The organism is Caldichromatium japonicum (genome assembly GCF_011290485.1).
Lineage (GTDB): Bacteria > Pseudomonadota > Gammaproteobacteria > Chromatiales > Chromatiaceae > Thermochromatium > Thermochromatium japonicum.
This window is the reverse complement of the sequence record NZ_CP048029.1, coordinates 866780-889589: the sequence shown is the minus strand read 5'-3', so window position 1 is coordinate 889589 and position 22810 is coordinate 866780. Positions and strand designations below refer to the sequence as shown.

The 22810-nt window shown below is 61.1% G+C and carries 16 protein-coding genes, 1 tRNA gene, 1 other RNA gene and 1 pseudogene; 13 read left to right on the top strand and 6 right to left on the bottom strand.

All coding sequences use genetic code 11. The annotated features are described in order from the left end of the window. Positions 1-20: 20 nt before the first annotated feature. The 4 genes and pseudogenes from GWK36_RS04370 to GWK36_RS04355 all read left to right on the top strand — a co-directional run bounded on the left by GWK36_RS04370 (position 21) and on the right by GWK36_RS04355 (position 4669). A complete protein-coding gene (locus tag GWK36_RS04370) occupies positions 21-1691 on the top strand; it encodes a proton-conducting transporter transmembrane domain-containing protein (RefSeq protein WP_166270113.1) in 1671 nt (556 codons plus the stop codon). Positions 1692-1929: 238 nt separating this feature from the next. Further along, positions 1930-2157, top strand: a pseudogene (locus GWK36_RS15810) (NADH/ubiquinone/plastoquinone (complex I)); the annotation flags it as partial. Positions 2158-2299: 142 nt separating this feature from the next. Further along, positions 2300-3373 (top strand): proton-conducting transporter transmembrane domain-containing protein, encoded by a 1074-nt coding sequence (locus tag GWK36_RS04360; protein WP_166270112.1) that lies wholly within the window; start codon positions 2300-2302, stop codon positions 3371-3373. 99 nt (positions 3374-3472) lie between these two features. Further along, the gene (locus GWK36_RS04355; protein ID WP_166270111.1) at positions 3473-4669 is read left to right on the top strand and encodes an RtcB family protein; all 1197 of its coding nucleotides are present in this window, start codon (positions 3473-3475) and stop codon (positions 4667-4669) included. A gap of 51 nt (positions 4670-4720) precedes the next feature. On the opposite strand, the gene GWK36_RS04350 is transcribed toward GWK36_RS04355, so the two are convergent. Then, complete coding sequence (locus GWK36_RS04350; protein WP_166270110.1) at positions 4721-5878, bottom strand: class I SAM-dependent methyltransferase; 1158 nt, start codon at positions 5876-5878, stop codon at positions 4721-4723. 140 nt (positions 5879-6018) lie between these two features. Then, complete coding sequence (gene folB / locus GWK36_RS04345; RefSeq protein WP_166270109.1) at positions 6019-6381, bottom strand: dihydroneopterin aldolase; 363 nt, start codon at positions 6379-6381, stop codon at positions 6019-6021. Between the two features lie 50 nt (positions 6382-6431). Between folB and plsY the strand changes: the two genes are divergently transcribed. Then, on the top strand, positions 6432-7046 hold the full coding sequence (gene plsY / locus GWK36_RS04340) for a glycerol-3-phosphate 1-O-acyltransferase PlsY (protein ID WP_166270108.1): 615 nt from the start codon (positions 6432-6434) through the stop codon (positions 7044-7046). 6 nt (positions 7047-7052) lie between these two features. Here plsY and tsaD read toward each other — a convergent pair whose 3' ends face one another. Further along, positions 7053-8087 (bottom strand): tRNA (adenosine(37)-N6)-threonylcarbamoyltransferase complex transferase subunit TsaD, encoded by a 1035-nt coding sequence (gene tsaD / locus GWK36_RS04335; RefSeq protein ID WP_166270107.1) that lies wholly within the window; start codon positions 8085-8087, stop codon positions 7053-7055. Positions 8088-8218: 131 nt separating this feature from the next. Here tsaD and rpsU point away from each other — a divergent pair, with 131 nt between their 5' ends. The 8 genes from rpsU (at position 8219) to GWK36_RS04295 (ending at position 15415) form a co-directional block, all read left to right on the top strand. Then, a complete protein-coding gene (gene rpsU / locus GWK36_RS04330) occupies positions 8219-8434 on the top strand; it encodes a 30S ribosomal protein S21 (RefSeq protein ID WP_166270106.1) in 216 nt (71 codons plus the stop codon). Positions 8435-8449: 15 nt separating this feature from the next. Beyond that, positions 8450-8893, top strand: coding sequence for a GatB/YqeY domain-containing protein (locus tag GWK36_RS04325; RefSeq protein ID WP_166270105.1), 444 nt, complete (start codon positions 8450-8452; stop codon positions 8891-8893). Between the two features lie 13 nt (positions 8894-8906). After that, complete coding sequence (gene dnaG, locus GWK36_RS04320) at positions 8907-10640, top strand: DNA primase (RefSeq protein WP_166270104.1); 1734 nt, start codon at positions 8907-8909, stop codon at positions 10638-10640. A 162-nt stretch (positions 10641-10802) separates the two neighbouring features. After that, positions 10803-12674, top strand: a complete 1872-nt coding sequence (gene rpoD / locus GWK36_RS04315; RefSeq protein ID WP_166270103.1) for an RNA polymerase sigma factor RpoD — start codon at positions 10803-10805, stop codon at positions 12672-12674. Between the two features lie 80 nt (positions 12675-12754). Continuing rightward, positions 12755-12831, top strand: a tRNA-Ile gene (locus GWK36_RS04310). A 167-nt stretch (positions 12832-12998) separates the two neighbouring features. After that, positions 12999-13357, top strand: a transfer-messenger RNA (tmRNA) gene (gene ssrA / locus GWK36_RS04305). Between the two features lie 167 nt (positions 13358-13524). Continuing rightward, positions 13525-14706 carry a tyrosine-type recombinase/integrase gene (locus GWK36_RS04300; protein ID WP_246237674.1) on the top strand — a complete coding sequence of 394 codons (1182 nt, stop codon included), beginning with the start codon at positions 13525-13527 and terminating at the stop codon, positions 14704-14706. A 157-nt stretch (positions 14707-14863) separates the two neighbouring features. Beyond that, complete coding sequence (locus tag GWK36_RS04295) at positions 14864-15415, top strand: NYN domain-containing protein (protein WP_166270102.1); 552 nt, start codon at positions 14864-14866, stop codon at positions 15413-15415. 196 nt (positions 15416-15611) lie between these two features. On the opposite strand, the gene GWK36_RS04290 is transcribed toward GWK36_RS04295, so the two are convergent. Genes GWK36_RS04290 through GWK36_RS04265 form a run of 3 tightly spaced genes read right to left on the bottom strand, consistent with a single transcriptional unit; the run spans position 15612 to position 22728 of the window. Next, the gene (locus GWK36_RS04290; RefSeq protein ID WP_210756857.1) at positions 15612-18473 is read right to left on the bottom strand and encodes a BPTD_3080 family restriction endonuclease; all 2862 of its coding nucleotides are present in this window, start codon (positions 18471-18473) and stop codon (positions 15612-15614) included. After that, on the bottom strand, positions 18473-22495 hold the full coding sequence (locus tag GWK36_RS15995; RefSeq protein ID WP_425482777.1) for a DUF559 domain-containing protein: 4023 nt from the start codon (positions 22493-22495) through the stop codon (positions 18473-18475). Before GWK36_RS15995 ends, GWK36_RS04290 begins: the two co-directional genes overlap by 1 nt. After that, positions 22495-22728 (bottom strand): type II toxin-antitoxin system antitoxin, encoded by a 234-nt coding sequence (locus GWK36_RS04265; protein ID WP_166270101.1) that lies wholly within the window; start codon positions 22726-22728, stop codon positions 22495-22497. The genes GWK36_RS15995 and GWK36_RS04265 overlap by 1 nt, the downstream gene beginning before the upstream one ends. Positions 22729-22810: the final 82 nt, after the last annotated feature.

Below are 22810 nucleotides of genomic sequence, written 5' to 3'. Positions count from 1 at the left end.
GTTTATGTGCGAGAAATCCTATGAACTGGTTGCTGCTGGCCGCTACCTTGACCCCATTGATCCTGGTGCCTCTTGTCGTTCATCCAGGTCGGCGTTGGCTACTCTGGATCGCCCCGCTGCCGGCATTTGCTGTTGTCCTGCTCCCGCCTGATACGGGCTTAGCACTGCCCTGGTTGCTGTTCGGCACCCGACTGGTCCTCGATACAGTCAACGCCCCCTTTTTGCTGCTGACTGCCCTCGTCTGGACGGCAGCCGCCTTCACCTTGGTGTCCGACCCTATGCCACTCAAGGGAGGCCGGCGCTTTCGGGTGTTGTTACTCATTACCCTGAGCGGAAACCTCTGGCTGGTCCTGGCTGCAGAGCCGCTGGGCTTTTATCTCGGATTTGCGGTCATGGGACTTGCCGCCTATGGCCTGATCCTCGAGCCCGGGGATCAGAGACAGCGGCGCACCGCCCGCATCTATCTGGCGATGACCCTGATCGCCGAGCTTGCGCTCTTTGCCGCCTTAGTCCTGATGGCCCAAGCTCAGGGGCTTGACTGGCACTTTCCTGTACCGCCCCAAGCGGATGGGGCGGCAATCGCGCTCCTGCTCCTTGGCCTGGGGATCAAAGGGGGGCTGATGCCCTTGCATCTCTGGCTGCCGCCGACCTATGCGATTGCGCCCTCACCAATCGCTGCAGTGCTCAGCGGAGCAATGAGCAAGGCAGCGCTCTTGGGCTGGCTGCGCCTGCTGCCACTCGATCAGGCGCCGCTGCCCGCGTGGGGGCTGTTGCTCGCGGGCCTTGGCCTGATAAGCCTCCTCATCGCCTTGGGGGTGGGCCTTAGCCAGTCGGACCCCCGCCGTATCCTCGCTTATTCGAGCATCAGCAAGTCGGGGCTCTTTACCCTGGTCTTGGGCCTGATGCTGCTTAGGCCAGAGCTTGCGACCGCAGGGACTGCGGCGCTCGGCCTCTATGCTGTACACCATGCCCTGGTCAAGGCGGGTCTGTTCTTGGGGCTTGACCTGCATCGCCGAGGACCCGGGCGCCTCATCGTGCGCCTGGGGTTGATCCTGCTTGCTGCCGCGCTTGCCGCTGTGCCCTTAACCAGCGGGGCCTTGGTGAAATCACTGCTCAAACCGCTTTTTAATGTGGCCGATTGGGCCTGGCTCGATTCCATCCTTTCGCTTGCATCGGTCGGCACGGCGCTTCTGATGATCCGTTTCATCTGGCTGATCGAGTCATCATCCACCCGCACCATGACGGCCTCTCAAGGGACCTCCCGCTCGCTCCTGGGCCTCGGCACCTGGCTCTTCCTCGTCGGCCTCACCGTCCTTTTTCCCTTCGCCCTGGGCGATACCTCGGGCTGGTTAAGCAATCTGTTTCCGCCGTCGATCGCACTCTTGCTCGCCGCCCCCCTGATCCTTGCCGCTGGCCGGAAGGCACCGCGCCCTCGGACGCGCTGGGGGATGGGCATCGATGCCCTAGCATGGTTGGAGCTGCTCGCCTTCGCTTATCTCAAGGCCGGGCAACAGGTGTTGGCCGCTTGGTCGGTATTGGTCGAACGCCCGCGCCATCTGTTTGCGAAATTTATCGCCTCTGTTGGCACCTTGCAGACTGAGCCGATAGGTACGGTGCGCCCCTGGTCCCAGCACGGCGCCCTCTATTTGGTCACACTCGGGCTCCTCATGGCCCTCTTGATCCTGAGATAACGACGGCCCTATTGCTCCTTGCTTGGCTGACCCCTTTGCTTCTGGCCCCTTTGGTCAGGCGCGCCCCTGGGCTCGGTGTCCTTGCCCACTTGCCTGCATTGATGGTTGCACTCTGGGTCCCAGTAGGCAGCCGAATCGATCTGCCTTGGCTGCTGCTCGGCGCCAGCTTGGGGATAGATGCGCCCGGGCGGATCGTCTTGGGGTTTACGGCCCTCTTAATGGTTGATCGCAGCTATTCATGCCTCTTCGAGCTTGCACAATACGGCCTACGGCCCAGGCGGGCCGGTTTCAGTCGTTCTTTATGCTGGCCATGACCGGCAATCTTTGGCTCATCCTCGGTCTGGATCTGGCGAGTTTTTATACCGGTTTTGCGTTGATGGGTCTGGCCTCTTATGGATTGGTCGTTCATGACGGACGGCGAAGCTCGATACGCGCAGGTCAGGTCTATTTGATCCTGACCCTGTTGGGTGAGGCGGCGTTATTTATGGCGCTCGTGCTGATCGCCCACCAGACCGGCCAACTGACACCTCATACCCAGGCGCTCGCAGCCCTCGACGACCTGACGCTCGGCCTTCTGATCCGCGGGCTTGCGGTCAAAGGCAGGGCTGATGCCGCTGCACGTCTGGCTGCCGCTCGCCCATCCGGCAGCGCCGATCCCAGCAAGTGCGGTCTTAAGCGGCGCCATGATCAAGGCGGCACTCCTCGGCTGGCTGCGTTTTCTGCCGCTGGGGGCCTTGGCGCGGCCCGATTGGGGTCTGCTTCTGGTACTCGCCGGGCTGCTTACAACGATACTCGCCCCATTGATCGGCCTCACCCAAACCAATCCCAAGGTATTACTCGCCTATTCAAGCATCGCCAAGATGGGGCTGATGGGCCTGGGGGTGGGGATCTTGTTGCTCGAGCCAGAACTCGCATCTACTGGCGTCATAGCGCTTGCGCTCTATGCCGCTCATCATGCCTTCGCCAAAGGCGGGCTCTTCCTTGGGATTGGGTTATGCCATCAAGCAGGCGCACAGGGCCTGATCATGCTTGGCCTAGTCATCTTCGCACTCGCCCCGGTGGGTGCGCCCTTGACCAGGGGTGCGCTCGCCAAGGATGGACTCAAGCCGCTGATTGCAACACTCGATTGGCCCTGCTTGATGATGGCTCTCTTGGCTGCCGCCATCGCGAGCGCCTTGCTTATGGTGCGCTTTCTGTGGCTGATGCGGCATACAGAACCCCATCCCCAACAAGCCTGGCGCTTGAGCGCCTTCGCTTGGACCCTACTGATCGGCGCAGTCCTGCTATTACCGCTTGTGCCCGGCTTAAACCCAGGGATCAAGACCGATGTATTCGGGCACCTCGTTCCTCTCTTTATCGCCTCTGCCCTGTCCCTGCCATTGCTTAAATGGTACCTACTGCCCCCACCGACTCAAGCGTTTGTTCGGACGCATCCCGCCCGGGGATATCTTGGTGCCCCTGTCTCTTGCCTCTCCACTCTTCGGCTTGGCCTGGCGTTGGCTAAAGCGCCGCCGGTTGGCTGCGAGTGCGCCTTGGCTGAACGCCTGTCGGACAAAACTGGGCGAACGTTGGCGGGCCCTCCACGACAGGAGGATCGAAGATGGATGGGGTCGGCGCCAGGTGGCTGGTCTATTCTGGCTGATCCTACTGGTCGCGATCGGTTGGGCGAGCAGCAGCGCTAGATGACAAGGCCTCTATCCGAACGTCCCTAGAAAATCGGGTTAACATTGCTCGGAGATCTCTTTATCCACTGATCCAGTCTGGTTGTTTCACCCAACACCATGCCGATCCAACAAGTGATTGCCGAGGGCGGCAAGCCCATCAAGGTCTGGACCCAGGACCTGGATGAGGTATCGCGCGCCCAGTTGATCAATATCTCGCGGCTTCCCTTTATCCATCATCATGTCGCCGCCATGCCGGACGTGCATGCAGGGATCGGCGCGACCATCGGCAGTGTCATCGCCACCCGCGGCGCCATCATCCCTGCAGCGGTAGGGGTAGACATCGGTTGCGGGATGGCGGCAGTGCGCACCTCGTTGACCGCAGAGCAGATCGACGAACGGGTGCTGCGCAGGGTCTATGACCAGATCTGCCGCGATGTGCCTGCAGGCCGCGAGCAGCACAGCGATACCCGTGCCCCCCACGATGCCGCCAAGCCATTCGCCGAGCCACTGCAGGCCATGCTTGCCAAACATCCCAAACTGCTCAAATCCTTCGGCAAGCATGCAAACTGGGTCAATCAGCTCGGGACCTTAGGGAGTGGCAATCATTTCATCGAGGTCTGTCTTGATGAATCGGGCAAGCTCTGGGTGATGCTCCATACCGGAAGCCGTGGGATCGGCAATGCCATGGCGACCTATTTTATCGAGCTCGCCCAGCGCGAGATCGATCGCCAAAGGGCCCAACTGCCAGATCGAGACCTGGCCTATTTCAGCGAGGACAAGCCCTATTTCAAGGATTATCTTGAGGCGGTCGATTGGGCACAGCGCTATGCGCGCGCAAACCGCAACCAGATCATGCGCTTGGTATTGTCGGCGCTCAAACGTCACCTGCCGCCATTTACACTTGAGGGCGAGGTGATCGACTGTCATCACAATTATGTCGAGCGCGAACGGCATCTCGGCGCCAAGGTATGGGTCACGCGCAAGGGCGCCATCCGCGCCGGAAAAGGCGAGTTGGGGATCGTGCCTGGGAGCATGGGGACACAAAGCTATATCGTGCGCGGGCTCGGCAATCCTGAGAGTTTCTGCTCAAGCGCCCATGGTGCCGGGCGATGCATGAGCCGCAATGCCGCCGCGAAACAATTTACCCCCGCCGATCTTGCCGCCCAGACACAGGGGGTGATCTGTCGCAAGGACAAGCACGTGCTCGATGAGATCCCAGCAGCCTATAAAGAGATCGATCAGGTGATGACCAATCAGTCTGACCTGGTCGAGGTGGTGTATACACTCAAACAGGTGGTCTGTATCAAGGGTTAATGAACCGCTGCCAGTGTATCTTCAAAAATCGCAGCGAGTAACCATTTACGTTCATAGCCGGTCGCTGAGGTCGCGCACGCTGAAGCCACACCAGGGTCCGCTGACCCCTTTGCTCAGGGCCAACACCTTGAACCGTTCGCCCATCCCACTGGGCAGGATGAGCTGCTTGACGCCCAGCACCAGATTCGGATCGGTGTCTGCCCCAGCAAGATATCGATCGATCCCGCAGCCAAGTAGAAAGTGCGCCTGGGTGGTATAGCCAGCGAGCATCAAACCCGCTGCTGTCCCCTCCTCTGCAATGGCGCTGAAATCGACATGGGCGGTGATGTCCTGCAGGCCGAGGTGCACCAAAGGGTCTGGATGGGCCTGATGGCGACAATGACACATCAGCGTCCCCATTGAACGGCTCGGGTGATAATACTCGGTGCGCGGATAGCCATAGTCGATCAGCAGGATCAAGCCCCGCTCCAGCATCTGGGAGACGGCAGCAAGCCAAGGGCCAAGCCGCAGATTGAGCTCTGAGAGATAACCAGGCGCCAGCGCAAGACCCAGGGCGTGCAGCCGCCTCACGACATCCAATAAACCAGGCGAACGGGGTGGGATCGTGATCTCGGTAAGCTGCCCGTCCCATTCGGTCACCGCGAGCTCCAGGATCTGGCCATCCTCCCCAATGTAAAAGCGATGGACTGGCATCGCGTCCAGCACTTCATTGGCGAGTACCACCCCTGCAAACCCTTGCGGAAGAGCGGTTGGCCAAAGGCAACGCTCGGCAAGGTGCGGCACAGCGGCCTCGATCATGGCGCGTTGCCGGGCTTGCAGCTCAGGGCTGGGTTCGAGCAGCCAGTAGCGGGTCGGCAGGCACTGCAAACGCTCGAGCTCGACCAGCAGTTGGACAGCCAGGATCCCAGTCCCCGGCCCGAACTCGAACAGATCACCGCCGCCCAGCCGCTCAAGTGCCTCGGCGCATTGGACCGCAAGACAGCGGCCAAACAAAGGGGACAGTTCAGGCGCTGTTACAAAATCGCCGCCCCGCCCGAACTTATGGGCACCCGCGACATAATAGCCAAGCCCAGGGGCATAGAGTGCAAGCTCCATGAAACGGTCGAAGGGCAGGAAACCGCCTTGGGCGTGGATTTCGCTGCGGATCCGTTCGGCGAGCTGCTGGCTGATGGCGTCAGCTGCCCCATCCGCATCCAGGAATCGATGCATCGCGGGTTACTTTGAATTCGGGTGAAATCTCAGGGATGACCAGATTGGTGTGGCCGCCCGGACATGCGCTGGGTCCGGCCCCAGCCAGAGCGCGGCAGCACCCTGTTTATCGCCTCATTACTTGCCTAGCAACAGGGCCCCTAATCAACCCGCTGGCCGCGTTCGATGATGACCCCGACATCCGTGCCCTCGCCGACTGCGCCTGGTTTGTTGAGCTCAAGCCGTAGCCATCTGACGCCAAACTCATCCAGTAACACCTGGGCGCAGCGTTCGGCCAGGGTCTCGACCAGGGCATAGCGGCCTTGGATCACCAGCTCGCGCAGCCTACGGGCGACGGCCTCGTAATCGAGCGCATCCTCGATGCGATCACTCGCTGCTGCGCGCCTGGCATCGGCGGACAGTTGCAGATCCAGGATAATGGGGCGCGTACTGCGCTGCTCCCAAGGATGGATACCGATGCGGGTCTCGAGGCGCAGTCCGCGGATAAAGACGATGTCGCTCATGATACAGTGTGTCACTCCCATTGGATGCCAATCTAGACGCTTGACTCGCCATGATCACCGCCACCTTGCTCATTCTCACTGCCTATCTGCTGGGCTCGATCTCTAGCGCCATCCTGGTCTGCCGTCTCATGGGTCTGCCCGACCCACGCACGCAAGGTTCAAATAATCCAGGTGCGACCAATGTCCTGCGCATCGGCGGCAAGAAGGCCGCGGCCATTACCCTGCTGGGCGATAGCCTCAAAGGGCTGATCCCCATGCTTATCGGCCATGCCCTGGGTGCCCCCCCTCTGACCCTAGCTGGGATCGGGCTTGCGGCCTTCATCGGCCACCTCTATCCGGTGTTTTTCGGCTTTCAAGGGGGCAAAGGGGTGGCCACGGCGCTCGGCGTTCAGTTTGGGCTCTATTGGCCGATCGGTCTATGCACCGCAGCGGTATGGTTGTTCGTTGCCCGGGTGCTTAAGATTTCTTCGCTGTCTGCGTTGATCTCGATGGCATTTGCACCCTTCTTTGTCTGGCTATTCTGGGATGAGCGGGCACTGATCGGCATGCAGCTCATCATCACTGGGCTTTTAATCTGGCGGCATCGGCGCAATATCCATAATCTGGTCGCGGGGACCGAGCAGCCGATCAGACTCAAGGGCTCGGAAGATCTAGGGGGGAACTGATCGCGTCTATACCGCGCCCACCTCCGCTGGTATCAATTCGTCCAAGGGCCAACGGGCGCGCGGCGCAAAGGCGAGCGGCTCATGCTGGCCCGATTTGATGCGTTGATAGCCGGCAAAGGCGATCATGGCCCCGTTATCCGTACAGAGTGCGGGACGCGGATAATAGGTTTGGCCGCCGAGCGTAGCAATGGCCTCATCCATCCGTTGGCGCAGACGCCGATTGGCGCTGACCCCGCCGGCAAGAACCAGCCGCCGCCGCCCTGTCAGGCGTAAAGCGCGGCGGCATTTGATCACCAGGGTCTCGACCACTGCCTCCTCGAAGGCGCGGGCGATGTCGGCACGCAACTGATCCGCATCGGCGGCGCGTTCTCGCTCCGTCTGCCAGGTCTGTAAGGCATGGGTCTTCAGGCCGCTAAAGCTGAACGCAAGCCCCGGACGATCAGTCATCGGACGCGGAAAGCAAAAACGCTTGGGATCACCCTGCTTGGCAAGGGAGGCTAGAGCGGGTCCGCCGGGATAAGGGAGCCCGAGGATCTTGGCCGTTTTATCGAACGACTCACCGGCGGCATCATCGAGCGACTCCCCCAAGATTCGATAACGCCCGATCCCCAAGACATCGACCAATTGGGTATGGCCGCCCGAGACCAAGAGCGCCACAAAGGGAAAGGCAGGCGCTGGGTCTTCGAGCAAGGGCGCCAACAGATGCCCTTCCATATGATGTACGCCGATCGCCGGGACCTGCCAGGCCCAGGCCAGGGCGCGTCCGATTCCAGCACCGACCAGCAGCGCGCCGATCAGCCCCGGACCTGCGGTATAGGCCACCCCGTCAACCGACTCGATGCCCGCATCGTCAAGCACCTGGTGGATCAGAGGCAGGGTCTTGCGGATATGATCGCGCGAGGCCAGCTCAGGCACCACGCCACCATAGGCAGCATGCACCTCGGCCTGAGAATAGACCGCTTGCGCCCGTAGACCATAGCCCTCCTCATAGATAGCCACCCCAGTCTCGTCACAAGAGGTCTCGATCCCCAGTACCCGCATGCCCATTGTTTCCTCGCTCTCACCAAACCAGAGGTTGGCGTAGGATAACCTTTGCCTATGGGCCAGGTCATGCGCTATCATTCAAAATCTTTTATTTCAACTGTATCGAGCAACCGGAGATCCGATCCCCTATGCCCAGCGTACGTGTCAAAGAAAACGAGCCATTCGAAATTGCCATGCGGCGTTTCAAACGCTCTTGCGAGAAGGCGGGCGTGCTCGCCGAAGTCCGCCGCCGCGAGTTCTATGAAAAACCGACCGCCGAACGCAAACGCAAAAAGATCGCCGCCATCAAGCGCTACCAGAAAAAGCTGCAACGCGAGGCTCGCCGCTGGGAGCGGCCCTACTGAGCATTCCATTTCGCCATGCTCAAATCGCGTATCCAGGATGACATGAAATCTGCCCTCAAAGCGGGCGACAAGACCCGGCTGGGGGTGATCCGCCTAATCCTAGCAGCCATCAAGCAGCGCGAGATCGACGAACGAATCGAGCTTGATGATGCCCAAACCCTGGCTGTGCTCGACAAACTGATCAAGCAGCGGCGCGATGCGATCGCCCAATATGAGACGGCTGGGCGCGAGGATCTGGCCGCCGCCGAGCGCTTTGAGATCGAGGTGATCCAAGGCTATCTTCCCCCTGCCCTCACCGAGGCCGAGATCGGGGAACTGATTACCTCGGCCATCGCCGAACAAGGCGCTCAGGGTCTTAGCGACATGGGGCGGGTGATGAATGTACTGCGCTCTAAGCTCCAAGGGCGTGCCGATCTCGGGGCGGTCAGCGCCCTGGTCAAACAGCGTCTCGGGGGTTAGACGCCAAAGGCCCATGTCTGGCCGTATCCCGCCTGAATTCATCGATCAGGTCCTGGCGCGAACCGACATCGTCGAGCTGATCGGCACGCGCCTGAAGTTGCGCAAGGTGGGTAAAGATTACACAGGGCTGTGCCCCTTCCATAGCGAGAAGACCCCGTCCTTTACTGTCAGCCCGGACAAACAGTTCTATCACTGCTTTGGGTGCGGAGCGCATGGTTCGGCCATCGGCTTTTTGATGGCCTATGATCGTCTCTCTTTCCGCGAAGCGGTCGAGGAATTGGCTCAGCGTGTTGGGCTTGAACTCCCCACCGAAGGCGCCCAGACCAGGCCCGACCGCGATGACGCACCGCTCTATCGCCTCCTGCAAGAGGCCGCCGACTATTACCGCCAGCAACTGCGCAAACACCCCCAGGCTAGGCGCGCAATCGACTATCTCAAGGGACGGGGGCTGAGCGGCGAGATCGCTGCCCGTTATGGCCTCGGTTATGCGCCGCCAGATGGCCAGGCCCTGCTCCGCCGCTTTGGCGCCGATGACAAGACCCTGGGCCATCTCCAGAGCGCCGGACTCATCGCTACCCAGGATGGACGGTGCTATGACCGTTTTCGCGATCGGATCATGTTCCCGATCCGCGATCGCCGCGGGCGAGTGATCGGCTTTGGCGGGCGTATCCTCGGCGCTGGCCAACCCAAATATCTCAATTCACCCGAGACACCGCTCTTTCGCAAGGGCCATGAGCTGTATGGGCTCTACGAGGCCCAACAGGCCAACCGCAGCCTCAAATCCGTGATTGTGGTCGAAGGCTATCTCGATGTGATCGCCTTGGCCCAGTTCGGCATCACCCAGGCCGTGGCCACTTTGGGGACTGCCACGACTGCTGACCATCTCCATCACCTGCTTAAACTTGCGCCCGAGATCATCTTTTGTTTCGATGGCGATCGCGCCGGACGCGCTGCCGCCTGGCGGGCGCTTGAGACGGCCTTACCCTTGGTGAACGGCCATCAGATCATCCGGTTTTTGTTCCTGCCCGAAGGCGAAGACCCAGATACCTTGGTGCGACAAGAGGGCAGCGACGGATTTCAGGCGCGTCTCACTCAGGCCCAGCCGCTCTCCGAGGTGCTTTTTGCCCGGCAGGCTGAAGATATTGACCTCACCACCCTCGATGGGCGCATGCAGTATGCGGCCCGGCTCATCCCCCTGCTCGAGCGCCTGCCGTCTGGCCCCTACCGCACCCTATTAGCCCAGCGGCTCAGCGATGTCGTCGGTCTGCCGCTCCAACAGCTCAGTCCGGCCCTTGCCCCTGAGCGCCTCCCTTCTCCTACCCGCTTGCCGCGATTGCAATCCCCGAGCCTGGTAGCTCAGGCGGTGGCCACCCTGCTCGACCGCCCCCATTTGGCACACCATGCCCTGGCCATCAACCCCGAATGGCGGCGCTCATCACGCAACGGTATCGCAATCCTCGGAGAATTGCTTGACACCCTGGCACAATCGCCCAACCTCTCCACAAGCCAGCTCTTGGAGCGCTGGCGCGACCGGCCCTATTTCAACCATCTCCAAGACCTGCTCCTCGATCCCCTGTTGCCGGCGCTAGACGATGCCGGGGCGTGCGCTGAGCTGATCGGCGCCTTGGAACGCCTGAACACCGAGGTGCGCGAACAGGAATGGCGTCAGGCGTTCAACAAGCGCCGCCCTAGCGAATGGACGGAGGAAGAGCGCGCTCGCCTCACCAAACCACTGGGCAACACCTGATCGGCCTAGCTTTTTTATTTAGATCGTCTATCTATTGTCTTGCAAATGTCACTGTGAAAGGCCGTCTGGAGGTCGTTTGCTATGAGATAGAAAATTTCTATGTTAAGATAATTAGTTATTTTTAGTGAGAATGCCTGAGCTGTATCCAGACCAAGGTAACCCATGGATCAAGAATACCAGCAGTCTCAACTCAAACAATTGATTGCCAAGGGTAAGGAACAAGGTTATCTGACCTATACCGAGGTCAACGACCATCTCCCTCCTGGCATTGTCGAGACTGACCAGATCGAAGATATCGTCCGGATGATCAATGACATGGGCATCCTAGTACAGGAAAGCCCTCCGGATATGCTCGATCATACCCTCAGCGACACTCCGGTATCGGATGATGAGGCCGCTGAGGCAGCGGCGGTACTCGCGGCATCCGTCGATAGCGAGTTCGGACGCACCACCGATCCGGTGCGGATGTATATGCGCGAGATGGGGACCGTAGATCTGCTGACCCGCGAAGGTGAGCTGCAGATCGCCAAGCGCATCGAAGAAGGGCTGAATCAGGTCCTGTCGGCCCTTTCAATCTATCCGCGATCCATCGAAAAGCTGATCGAGATCCTTGACCGGATCGATCGCGAGGAACTGCGTCTCACCGACGTGATCTGCGGATTCAACGACGAACATCTCGATCAAGCCACCGAAACAGCTGATGCCGAGCTTCCCCTGATCGCCGACCCCGATGCCGAGATCGAAAAGGCGGTGCTCGACCTCGAAGCGGCTGAACTCGATGGCGAGGAAGACGAAGATGCCGCCGTCGTGGTGGATGCAGGCCCCGACCCAGAGGATGCCGCACGCCGCGCCCATCTGCTGCGCGAGCGCTACCAAATCCTAAAGACTGCGCTTGAACAATACGGGCGCGATGACGAGCGCTCCCGTGCTGCCATGCAGGCCGTCTCCGAGGTGTTTTTGCAATTCAAGCTGGTCACGCCGGTCTTCCAGGAACTGGCCGAGATCCTGCGCGCCACCATCGAGCGCATCCGCACCCAGGAACGCGCCATCATGCAGCTATGCGTCGAACAAGCCGCCATGCCGCGCAAAGAGTTCATCGACAGTTTCCCAACCAATGAAACCAACCCTGCCTGGCTTGATGGCTTGATCGCGAGCGGCAAACCATACAGCGCCCGTCTTGCCGAGCTAGCCTCCGAGATCCGCCGCGCCCAGCGCAAGCTCCAGGAGATCGAGCGCGAAAACATCCTAACAATCAGTGAGATCAAGGATGTCAACCGCAAGATGTCGATCGGTGAGGCCAAGGCACGCCGGGCCAAAAAGGAGATGATCGAGGCCAATCTGCGCCTGGTGATCTCGATCGCTAAAAAATACACCAACCGCGGCTTGCAGTTCCTTGACTTGATCCAGGAGGGCAATATCGGCCTGATGAAGGCGGTCGACAAGTTCGAGTACCGCCGTGGCTACAAGTTCTCTACGTATGCGACCTGGTGGATCCGCCAGGCCATCACCCGCTCGATCGCCGATCAGGCGCGCACCATCCGTATTCCGGTGCACATGATTGAGACGATCAACAAGCTCAATCGCATCTCCCGCCAGATGGTTCAGGAGATGGGGCGTGAGGCCACCCCTGAGGAGCTAGCAGCGCGCATGGACATGCCCGAGGATAAGGTGCGCAAGGTCTTGAAGATCGCCAAGGAACCCATCTCGATGGAGACCCCGATTGGCGACGACGAGGACTCGCATCTCGGCGATTTCATCGAGGACTCAACCGCAATCTCACCGCTCGAGGCGGCAACCGTGGCCGGGCTGCGTGAGGCCACCCAGCACATGCTGGCCAGTCTGACCTCGCGCGAGGCCAAGGTCCTGCGGATGCGCTTTGGCATTGACATGAATACCGATCACACCTTAGAAGAGGTCGGCAAACAATTCGATGTCACGCGCGAGCGCATCCGGCAGATCGAGGCCAAGGCCCTGCGCAAACTACGCCACCCGAGCCGATCTGAAAAATTGCGCAGTTTCCTAGACAGCGAATAATCTCTTGGCGCCAGGGAGGGCGCAACCGCGCCGGTGATGATCCCCACCGCCGGCCTTTCAAGCCCGTTATTCCCCACCTTGGGCCCATAGCTCAATCGGTCAGAGCGGCGGACTCATAATCCGTGGGTTGTAGGTTCGAGTCCTACTGGGCCCACCAATTTTGCCAACCTGCTTGAAGCATTGTTTATCTCGCCGAGCAAGGCATTGAGGGCAGGCATTTCAGCCATCATCTCGCCCATGCCCCATGCTTCGTGCGCGCCGGCGCGCAAAATGCCAATAGTTATTGCAATATGCCTTCGCCGGTTCTATAGTGCCGACAGACTCGGGGGCGACATGGTTTCGACGTGGGTCGCAAAACCTGAGGTGCATGCCGAGGTGCGGGAGACCTCGTAAAACTATCCGCACACCAACAGCTGCCAACGACGACAGCTACGCTCTCGCTGCCTAACCCCAGCGGGCCTCAGACCGCCGCTTGCCGATGGACGGCGGGTTCCTGGGGTAACCAGACATCGGATCGCGGTGATGGGTGTCCGGACTTGATCCGCTAAAACTCCACCGGACTCGCCGACCGAGTGCCCTGCCCCTCGGGCGCCGGGAGGCTAGACCCAATAGAGCGGGCTAAGCATGTAGAACCAAGGGCAGAGGGCTTGCGGACGCGGGTTCGATTCCCGCCGCCTCCACCACCAACCCTTCCAAGGGGAACCGAAGAAGTCCACCAACCCACTGTCAACAGTGGGTTTTTTTATTGCATAATGTCCGGCATGGTCTCATGCCTTCCGATGAAAGCTGCCCCCAAATGTGGGGCAACTTTGGGGGCAACAGGGAGACGACGGACAGGAGTTGCCCCCACATGCCGCTGACCGACACCGCGATTCGCCGTGCCAAGCCGCAGGCCAAAGCCGTGAAGCTCTTCGACGGCGGCGGCCTGTACCTGGAGGTCAACCCGGCAGGCGGCAAGTGGTGGCGCTGGAAGTACCGCTTTGGCGGCAAGGAAAAGCGGCTCTCGCTCGGCGTCTATCCCGATGTGAGCCTGAAGGCCGCGCGGGAGAAGCGCGACGTAGCGCGCCAGCAGCTTGCCGCGGGCATCGACCCTGGACAGGCGCGACGCGCGGAGAAGGTCGCGCAGGCGGGCGCGGAGAGCTTCGAGGCCATCGCGCGCGAATGGCACGCGAAGTTCTCGCCCGGCTGGGTCGCCAGTCACGGCGACCGCATCCTGAAACGGCTGGAGAAAGACCTGTTCCCATGGATCGGGAAGCGCCCCATCGCCGAGATCAAGGCGCCGGAATTGCTTGCCGTCCTGCGCCGGATCGAAAGCCGCGGCGCGCTGGAAACCGCCCATCGGGCGATGCAGAACTGCGGCCAGGTCTTCCGCTACGCAGTGGCCACCGGCCGCGCCGAGCGCGACCCTACGGGCGACCTGCGCGGCGCCCTGCCCTCGCCAAAGGCGAAACACCACGCCTCCATCACCGAACCGAAGCGCATTGGCGAATTGCTCCGGGCGATTAACGCTTACGAGGGCTTCTTTGCGACGAAGTGCGCGCTGCGCCTCGCGCCGCTGGTCTTTGTCCGGCCCGGCGAACTGCGCAAGGCGCAGTGGTGCGAATTCGACCTCGACAAGGGCGAATGGCGCATCCCTGCCGAGCGGATGAAGATGCGCGAGCAGCACATCGTGCCGCTGTCACGGCAGGCGGTCGCGATCCTGCGCGAGCTGGAGCCACTGACCAACCGGGCGATCCCCTCGAAGCCAGATTCACCCTGCTATGTCTTTCCCGGCGGCCGGTCGCGCGAGCGGCCGATGAGCGAAAACGCCATCCTCGCCGCGCTGCGGCGCATGGGCTACGCGAAGGACGAGATGACCTCGCAGCATGGCCTCTACCCTTCTGCACGAACAGGGCTGGAACCATCAGGTCATCGAGCGGCAGCTCGCGCACGCCGAGCGCAATGCCGTGAGCGCGGCCTACAACTTCGCCGAACACCTGCCCGAGCGGCGCAAGATGATGCAGGCGTGGGCGGACTATCTGGACGCGCTTAAAGCGAGCGCCGAGGTAATCCCGATCCGGCGTTCTGTCTGACGTACTTGGATGCCGGCGGCGTTCTTCGGTATCATTTGAAACTACTACCCCGGCGGCTTCGGCTGCCGGGCGCGGGGCCTCTTCGGAGGCCCTTGCTTTTTTGGGGATAGAAAAGCCGTGGCGAAAGGTCCCTTCCGGACCATCGTCGATGTGGACGGCTTCAACTTCTACTACGGTGCAGTCCGGGGCACGCCCTGGAAATGGCTCGATCCAGTGGCGCTGTTCCAAAAAGTGCTGGGTCCGCAAAACGCGCTGGTGAAGGTCAAATACTTCACCGCCCGCGTACAGCCCTCGCCCGGCGATCCCAACGTCAACGTCCGCCAGGATACTTACCTGCGCGCTCTTCAGGCCCATTGCCCGCTCGTCGAGCTGTACTACGGGCACTTCCTGCGCCACCAGATTTCAATGGAGCACGCCAACCCGCCGCCGCCCAGCGTCCAAGTATGGAAGAACGAGGAAAAGGGCTCGGACGTGAACCTCGCCCTGCACGTTCTCAACGACGCTTGGCTGAACGTATACAGCTGCGCCGTGATCGTTTCCAACGATTCGGATCTGGCGGAATCACTGCGGCTCGTGAAGGCACAGAATGGAAAGATCATCGGCCTGGTTACTCCCGGCGCGCCACCACGCGACGCGGCAGCCGCCTGCGAGCCGCAAGGGCTTGGATAGCGCAGCATGAAGCCCGCAGTGGCGAAGCGGCGGCGGATTAGCAGGGACGGCGTCAACCGAAGGCACTGAGCCAGGGCGCGGCTTCATGCGCGCTGGCGGCGGTCGAACCCGCGACGACGCAGCCCGGCGCGACGCTTGCGCCTTTGCATCTGCAAGCGGCGTGACGGGTGGTCCTAGGCTGCGTCGATGGCGGAGCCTAAGCCGTCGTCCTCGCTTCCGCCGCTTGAAGCAGGATGTCGCGAATCTCCCCGGGGTTCTTCGCCACGGCGTACCGCCAGCGCCCGAAAGCGCCGTGCGCGTTCACCGCCTGCGTCCATTCGTCGAGATAACGGCGCTTGACCTGGTCCTGCTCTGTGTCCTGCCCTTTCGTTTCCAGGACGAGCATGTCGCCGTTGGCCAGCCGCACGAGAAAGTCGGGGCGATATTTGCGCACCACGCCCTGGTAGAAATAGGCAATCTCAAAGCCGAGATGGTCATTCTTAACCCAGGCGACAACGGCGTCGCTGTCGTCCAGCGCGAAGGCGTCCGACGCCTCCCAGGTGCTGTCATACACACAGACGTTGATGTGCGACTTGCGGGTGCGCTCGCACGGCTTGCCCGTGTACCAGGTGCGCACGTCACCGGTGGAACGGATAGGATGATCGCGGTCAAAGACCGGCTCCAGGCGCTCGGTGTTTTCCTGGTGGACGGCGTCCAGCACGTGCTGCACCACGCGCGACATGTTGAGCGTGATGATCAGCCGCCGGCGCAATTCATCCTGATAGAAAAGCGGCGGCGTGATGGTGATGCGGTCGGAGCGGATGAATTGCTCCACAATGCGAATCAATTGGGCCAGCAGCACCTCGCGGCTGCCCTTCCAGGTGTGCTTCATCTGGTCGAACACGTCGCGCGCCGTTTCGAAGATGATGCGTTGAGTGCGGAACTCGCGCGCCAGCTTTTCCAGCTCGATGCGCTCGATCTTCGTCACGTCCGGCTTGCCTTCGAGGATCGGGGCCAGTTCTGCGACCTGGGCGGTCTGCGCCGCGTCCAGTTCCAGCGGGGTCAGGTGCGACCAATCCACGACAAGGATGGGTTGGAAAATATGCTCAATGCGCACCACGTTCGGCCAGCGGATTTCATAGGCGGCTTTGGCCGGGTCCACCTGGACGAGCGTCTTCGGCGTCGGCGGCGGGGGCGGGCCGCTTTCGGTGCTTTCGTGCGGCAAAAAGGTAAACGGCACGCCGAAGATGTTGACGTACTCCGGCTCGAACAGCCTGGTCTGCGGGTTGACTTCGTAGGAGGTGCGCCGCAGGCCGCGCCCCACCACTTGCTCACAGAGCAACTGCGAGGTGAAGGCGCGCAGGCCCATGATGTGCGTCACCGTCCTGGCGTCCCAGCCTTCGGAGAGCATGCCGACCGAGATGACGTTCTGAATCTTCTCGCCCGGCTGACCGACTTTGCCCACCGTGTCCACGGTCCGCCGCAGCAGTTCGGACTGCTCAGCTTTGGTGAGTTTTGAGTTTTGAGTTTTGAGTTTTGAGTCGTCGGTGTCGTCCGAGAGGTTATCTGACGATTCATCCGCAACTGAAAACTGACCACTAGAAACTAAAAACTCCTCTTTCGCTTCGGCTTCCTCGAGCACCTTCGAATCAATGTGCAGGATGCGCTGCGGGTCGCACAGTTCGTCAATGTGAATGCGCTTCGTGTCGAAGGCATGTTTGACGCGCGCCGCCGTCTCGGTGCGGTTGGCGACGGTAATCATCACCGGCGGGGTGGGCAGGCCGGCTACCTGCCAGGCCTTGAGCGTCTCGCGCCAGTCGTAGCCGAGCAGGTAGTAGGCGTTCAGCACCAGGTCGGGCAGGGGTTCGTGCGGCTCGGCGCGGCGGTTCAGGTCATCTTTCACGTCCGGGTCGTTGTAGATGTGATAGAGGCGCGATTTGTAGGTGCGGGCATCCGGCACGGTGTCGTCGCGGATGACGACGCGCGGGGTCTTGACCAGCCCCGATTCGATGGCATCGTTCAAGCCGAAGTCGCTGACGATCCAGCCGAAGAGGGTTTCCTCGCCGCTGCGCCCGCCAGATGGAGCAAAAGGGGTGGCGGTGAAGTCGTAGCACCTGAGCAAGCCGCGGGCGCGCTGGAGACGATCCAACCCGCCGATCCAGACAGTGGCTTCTTCGGCGCTGTCTTTCAGGTCGCGCTGGCGCAGGTACTTGTCGCGCGCTTCGGGGTTGACGCGCCAGGCGTGGTGCGCTTCGTCGTTGATGACCAGCAGGTTGTGCGCATTCGCCATCTCGCCCAGCACCTCGCGGGTGTAGGCTTCGTCGCTCTTGGGGCCGCGCTTATCCACGCTCTTGCGTTTTTTCAGTCGCTCTTCGCTCTCCCAGGCCAGTGCGTGCCAGTTGCGCACCAGCACCTTGCCCTGTCGCAGCTTGTCGAGCAGGGCCGAGGGCACGATGTCGAAGGCTTCGTAGTAATTACCTTCCGCGCTGGGGTAAAGCACTTCCAGCCGCTTCTTGACCGTCAGTCCGGGGGCGATCACCAGCACGTTCTTCGAAAAGCGCACATCCTGAGGGTTGGTCACCTTGTTGAGGATATGCCAGGCGATGACCATCGCCATCACAATCGTCTTGCCGGTGCCGGTGGCCATCTTGCAGCACTGGCGGACGAAGTCGCCGCCGTCGCCGGGGATTTCGATCCCCACCCGTTCGGCAGGCGGCGCCTCGGTGAGCCAGATGAGCGTTTCCACCGCTTCCAACTGGCAGAAGAAAAACCGGCGCGCGTCGAACTCCTCCGGGTCGCGCCAGTGTTCCAGCAGCCGCTTGGTAATGGCGGATACGCCAGGATAGCCCGCCTCGCGCCAGGGCTTGACGCGCGGTCGAATCTGGTTGACCAGCGGAATCTCGACGAAGATGCCTGGATCGTCGAAGGCGCGCGACTCGCCGGAGGTGACCACATAACCCGCTGGCCGGCGCCCGTCCGCGAGATCGAACGTGCGCGACTCGCGGTCGTAGCGCCAGTGGTAGCGCGGCTCCTCGTAGGGCGAGTTAATGATCAGGCGGTCGATGGTGGTCTTGCCCATCAGGAAAGCTCTATCACCTTCAGGCTCTCGATGCCCCGGTCGTCCACGATCTTGACCGCGATGCGCTTGTGCTCGCCCGGCGCGAAGGGTAGCGAGGCCGTACCGCGGTAGGCCTCGATCAGTTCCTCGTCGATCTCGGCCTTGAGGTTGCGCGCCAGTCTGGCCCAGCCCTCGTTCTCACCCGCCATCGGGAAGAAGACCTGCCGCGGGTAGAGGCTGCGCCCGTCGTAGTCGGTGTCGAGCATCCAGACGGCGATCTTGTCCGCGCCGCCGGATTCGAGTTGTCCGGTTTTGGTGTTGTAATAGTCGAAGCCGTGCACCTCTACGCGGTGCAGGTTTTTAGTTTTGAGTTGCCAGTTCTTAGTGGAGGGCGGGATCGGGAAATTCAGGAGATGAGCGAGCGCTTCAAGCCTGCCAACAATTTGCCGATCGCTTCGCAATCGTTCAATAATCCTTCGGCATCCGTCGAGGTCAGATATCCCAAATTCTGTGAGATCAGTGGCAATGTCTCTAATTCCGCCAACGAATCCTGGGCTATTCCAAGAAACTGGAGGAATTCCCCTTTGTTGTTTCTGGCCTGCCCTTCCGCGATATTGGTCGGTATGGAAATCCCAGCTCTCCTGATCTGCGAGGTAAGCCCATATATCTCTTCCTTGGGAAAGGAGCGCGTACAAGAATAAATCCTGCCAACTAAGGCGATGGATTTCTTCCAATCGATCAAGTCCCGATAACTTCTTGAATGTTCCATACTCAGCAACCCTTTCGTGGCTCCCGCTTAAAACTAAAAACTCAAAACTCGAAACTTCCACATCCGGCTGGCCGATGAGCCAGAAGGATTCATTGCTGGCGCGCTTCTTCTTGAGGTCGTCGGTCAGAAGGTCAGCGTTCATCTGCACCTTCAGGAACTGCATCCCCGCCAGTGCCGGCTTCATCTCGTCAATGTCTTTGGCGGCTTCGGGGTCGAACTGGAAGGCGGCGAAGATGAGCATTTTCGGTTTCGGGTTGAGCTTTCGCGCTTCTTCCCATGCCTGCTCGACCTGGCGTTGTTCCAGCGGGGCGTGTTCGGGACCGAAGGAAACCACCACGCGCATGGGGCTGTAGGCGGGTGCATCTTCGCGCACCGAATCGGCGCCTTCGGCGGAGGGGCGGGTCTCGCCTTCGGCGTGCAGGAAGCGGCAGCCGGGGAGCGGCTCCAGGCGGGCGAAGCGGATGTATTGCCCGGCCTTGCCGCGAATGCCGGCGCGCAGGAGTTCGTCGCGCCATTCAGCCTGGCGCAGGGTCTCGCCGGAGCGGGCGATGGAAGCATCGGCCACAAACTCCCTCTCCCTTTGGGAGAGGGCTGGGGTGAGGGCCTCCCTTTGGGAGAGGGCTGGGGTGAGGGCCTCCCTCTGGGAGAGGGTTGGGGTGAGGGCCTCCCTCTGGGAGAGGGTTGGGGTGAGGGCCTCCCTCTGGGAGAGGGTTGGGGTGAGGGTCTCCCCCTGGGAGAGGGTTGGGGTGAGGCTCTCCCCCTGGGTGAGAGCATCATAGATCGCCTGCAATACACCCTCTGTGTTTTTCAGAACATCGTTATTCCAGAACCTCAACACGCGAATACTCTGAGATTCGAGGAACGTTGTGCGCTGTTCATCCCGCGCCCGCGCATCGGGTTCGTTGTGCTGGCCGCCGTCAAGCTCAACCGCAAGTCGCGCTTCGTGGCAATAGAAATCGAGGACGTACGGTTCAACGGGATGTTGCCGGCGGAACTTGAATCCTGCCAAACGTCGATCGCGCAACAGCGACCACATTAAGCGTTCGGCATCCGTTTGCTCTTTCCGCAACTGACGGGCAAATTCCAGTAGGTCCTGAGGCAGCGGCTTTTTGCCCTCACCCCTAACTCCCTCACCCCCGGCCCCTCTCCCAAAGGGAGAGGGGAGTAAATCATCCACTGATTTCACCGCTGGAGCAGGCACGGCCTCCACCGTGAACGGCCCGGTCACGCGCACCTTCTTGCGGTCCACAAAGGGCTGGTCGTAGAGCGTCTCCTGCGGCGCATGGCGAGCGATGGCGGCGTCTATCTCCTCCTGGCGCTTGCGGCGCAACTGCCACCAGTCGGCGAGCAGTTTCTTGGCTTCTTTCGGCCAAGCATCTTCCGTCTCACGCGGTATTTCCCACTCCTGCCATTTTTTCTTGAGCAGTTTATTCAACTGCTCGCGGATGGGTTCGAGGCGCGCCTGCCAGCGGGCGTGGATGCCGTCAATCTCCGGGTTGTTGGCGATGGACTTGAGCGTGACGTGCGGGACGGTCTTGTACTTGAAGCCGTTCCAGACGCCTTGTATGCCCTCACCCGGCCTTCGGCCACCCTCTCCCGCTGGGAGAGGGTTTCCATCACTCCCTCTCTCTCCGGGATGGCGGACACTCTCTCCGCTTCCTCTCCCGGAGGGAGAGGGCTGGGGTGAGGGATAGGCCAGTTCGTAGTAGTCGAAGACGGCGGTCATCAGGCGCTGGCGGGCGAGCGTGAGCGCCACGCGCGAGGTGTCGCAGGTGATCCAGCGCCGCCCCCACTGCTCGGCCACATAGGCCGTGGTGCCGCTGCCGCAGGTGGGGTCGAAGACCAGGTCGCCCGGGTCGGTGGTCATCAGGAGGCAGCGCTCGATGACAGCTGTGTTCGTTTGAACTGCGTAGATTTTTGGATCTGATCGGCTTTGAATCCCGCCCCCAACATCTGCCCAGAAGTTTGTAAGTGCAATCGCACCGAAATCATCAAAGAACTTCTTGAAACGCAGCGTTGCTCCTGCCTTTAGTACTCGCCCAGCCTGAGCCAAGCGCGCTAATCCTTCGATGCTGGTTCTCCAACCGCCGACTGTGGGAACATATTCCTTACCTTCAAAGACAAATGCTTTTCTTGTGGTATCAGAACCGGTGCGCGACGTGAGACCTTGATCTGTAAAGAACCTTGCCCCCCCAGGGAGACGATCTGCCTTCTCCCTCTCCTCTCCCGTCAATAACCTCTCCTCACCATTGGGCAGCCTAACATAGGTGTAACGAGTTGCGCCTTCTTCGCCTCTTTCTAGTGACAAGTACAATTGTCGGTATTTCACCTTATCCTTGTCTTTCGCGTACCACGCAATATGGTCGTATACTCGGTCGAGATGCTGGGAACCGAGACCAATGGAAGTCTTAAACGCAATGCAGGCGATGAAGTGGCCCGCCCCAAACACCTCATCCATCAACTCCCGCACGTGGTGCACGTTCTCGTCGCTGATCTGCACAAAGATGCTGCCGCTCTCGGTGAGGAGTTCGCGCGCCAAAAGCAAGCGGTCGCGCAGGTAGGTGAGGTAGGAATGGATGCCCAGTTCCCAGGTGTCGCGGAAGGCGCGGATCTGCTCCGGCTCGGCGGTCAGGTCCTCGTCCTTGCCGTCCTTAACGTCGCGCTTGTTGACGAAGGGCTGGAAGTTGGAGCCGTACTTGATGCCGTAGGGCGGGTCGATGTAGATCATCTGCACCTTGCCGGCCAGGCCCTCTTTTTCCAGGAGCGAGTTCATCACCAGCAGGCTATCGCCGGCGATGAGGCGATTGCTCCAGCCGTGCTTGTGCCGGTAGAACTCGACGGCCTCGCGCAGCGGCTCTTTGCGCTCTTCTTCGAACAGGGGGAGTTGATAGCCCTCACCCGGCGCTTCGCGCTCCCCTCTCCCACCGGGAGAGGGGCTGGGGGTGAGGGCGTTCTTCCGCACCGCCTCGATGATGGTCTTGGGGTCGATGCGCTCGTGGACGTGGAGCGATACGGTGGGCACCTCGAAGGAGGTATGCTCGGCCTTGCCCGCCCAGACCAGTTGCGGGTCGAGGTGCGGGTCGTAGGCGTAGGTCTTCTTCGCGCCCGCGTCCGGGTCGGTCTCCGGCGTCACCAGCCCCACGGGCGGGTTGTTGACGCGCTGCTTGTCCCGATGTTCGTAGGATTCGATTGGGCGCTTGTTGTTGGTCTTCGCGCGCGTTATGCGCGGCGCAGCGGGCTTCTTGCCACGCGCGGCTTCCTTCTTCGTCGCCATCAGCCCTTCCTCCCCTTCTTCGTCGCCGATTCATGCGCCGACGGCTGACGCTCCTCCGCGAACAGCGCGCCCTGCTCGGGAATCGCGATGCCGTTCCGCCCGCACCAGTCGCGGATCAGCACTTCCACCATGTTGGCAATCGATCGGTGCTCACGCTCGGCGGCGGCGCGCAGCGCCTCCTTCAGCGCCGGTTCGATGCGGAAGGTCAGCGTGCTGGTCTTGCCCTTGGCCATGGGTGCCCTCGTTGCGGCGGTTGTACTGCGAAGATACTGCAATATACAGTATCATCCTACAACGACCAATAGCGCGGCCCCC

Bases quoted from the DNA above. Each gene is read 5' to 3' on its own strand.
- GWK36_RS04370 (WP_166270113.1), top strand. From the start codon at position 21: ATGAACTGGTTGCTGCTGGCCGCTACCTTGACCCCATTGATCCTGGTG.
- GWK36_RS04360 (WP_166270112.1), top strand. From the start codon at position 2,300: ATGCCGCTGCACGTCTGGCTGCCGCTCGCCCATCCGGCAGCGCCGATC.
- GWK36_RS04355 (WP_166270111.1), top strand. From the start codon at position 3,473: ATGCCGATCCAACAAGTGATTGCCGAGGGCGGCAAGCCCATCAAGGTC.
- GWK36_RS04350 (WP_166270110.1), bottom strand. From the start codon at position 5,878: ATGCATCGATTCCTGGATGCGGATGGGGCAGCTGACGCCATCAGCCAG.
- folB (WP_166270109.1), bottom strand. From the start codon at position 6,381: ATGAGCGACATCGTCTTTATCCGCGGACTGCGCCTCGAGACCCGCATC.
- plsY (WP_166270108.1), top strand. From the start codon at position 6,432: ATGATCACCGCCACCTTGCTCATTCTCACTGCCTATCTGCTGGGCTCG.
- tsaD (WP_166270107.1), bottom strand. From the start codon at position 8,087: ATGCGGGTACTGGGGATCGAGACCTCTTGTGACGAGACTGGGGTGGCT.
- rpsU (WP_166270106.1), top strand. From the start codon at position 8,219: ATGCCCAGCGTACGTGTCAAAGAAAACGAGCCATTCGAAATTGCCATG.
- GWK36_RS04325 (WP_166270105.1), top strand. From the start codon at position 8,450: ATGCTCAAATCGCGTATCCAGGATGACATGAAATCTGCCCTCAAAGCG.
- dnaG (WP_166270104.1), top strand. From the start codon at position 8,907: ATGTCTGGCCGTATCCCGCCTGAATTCATCGATCAGGTCCTGGCGCGA.
- rpoD (WP_166270103.1), top strand. From the start codon at position 10,803: ATGGATCAAGAATACCAGCAGTCTCAACTCAAACAATTGATTGCCAAG.
- GWK36_RS04300 (WP_246237674.1), top strand. From the start codon at position 13,525: ATGCCGCTGACCGACACCGCGATTCGCCGTGCCAAGCCGCAGGCCAAA.
- GWK36_RS04290 (WP_210756857.1), bottom strand. From the start codon at position 18,473: ATGGGCAAGACCACCATCGACCGCCTGATCATTAACTCGCCCTACGAG.
- GWK36_RS15995 (WP_425482777.1), bottom strand. From the start codon at position 22,495: ATGGCGACGAAGAAGGAAGCCGCGCGTGGCAAGAAGCCCGCTGCGCCG.
- GWK36_RS04265 (WP_166270101.1), bottom strand. From the start codon at position 22,728: ATGGCCAAGGGCAAGACCAGCACGCTGACCTTCCGCATCGAACCGGCG.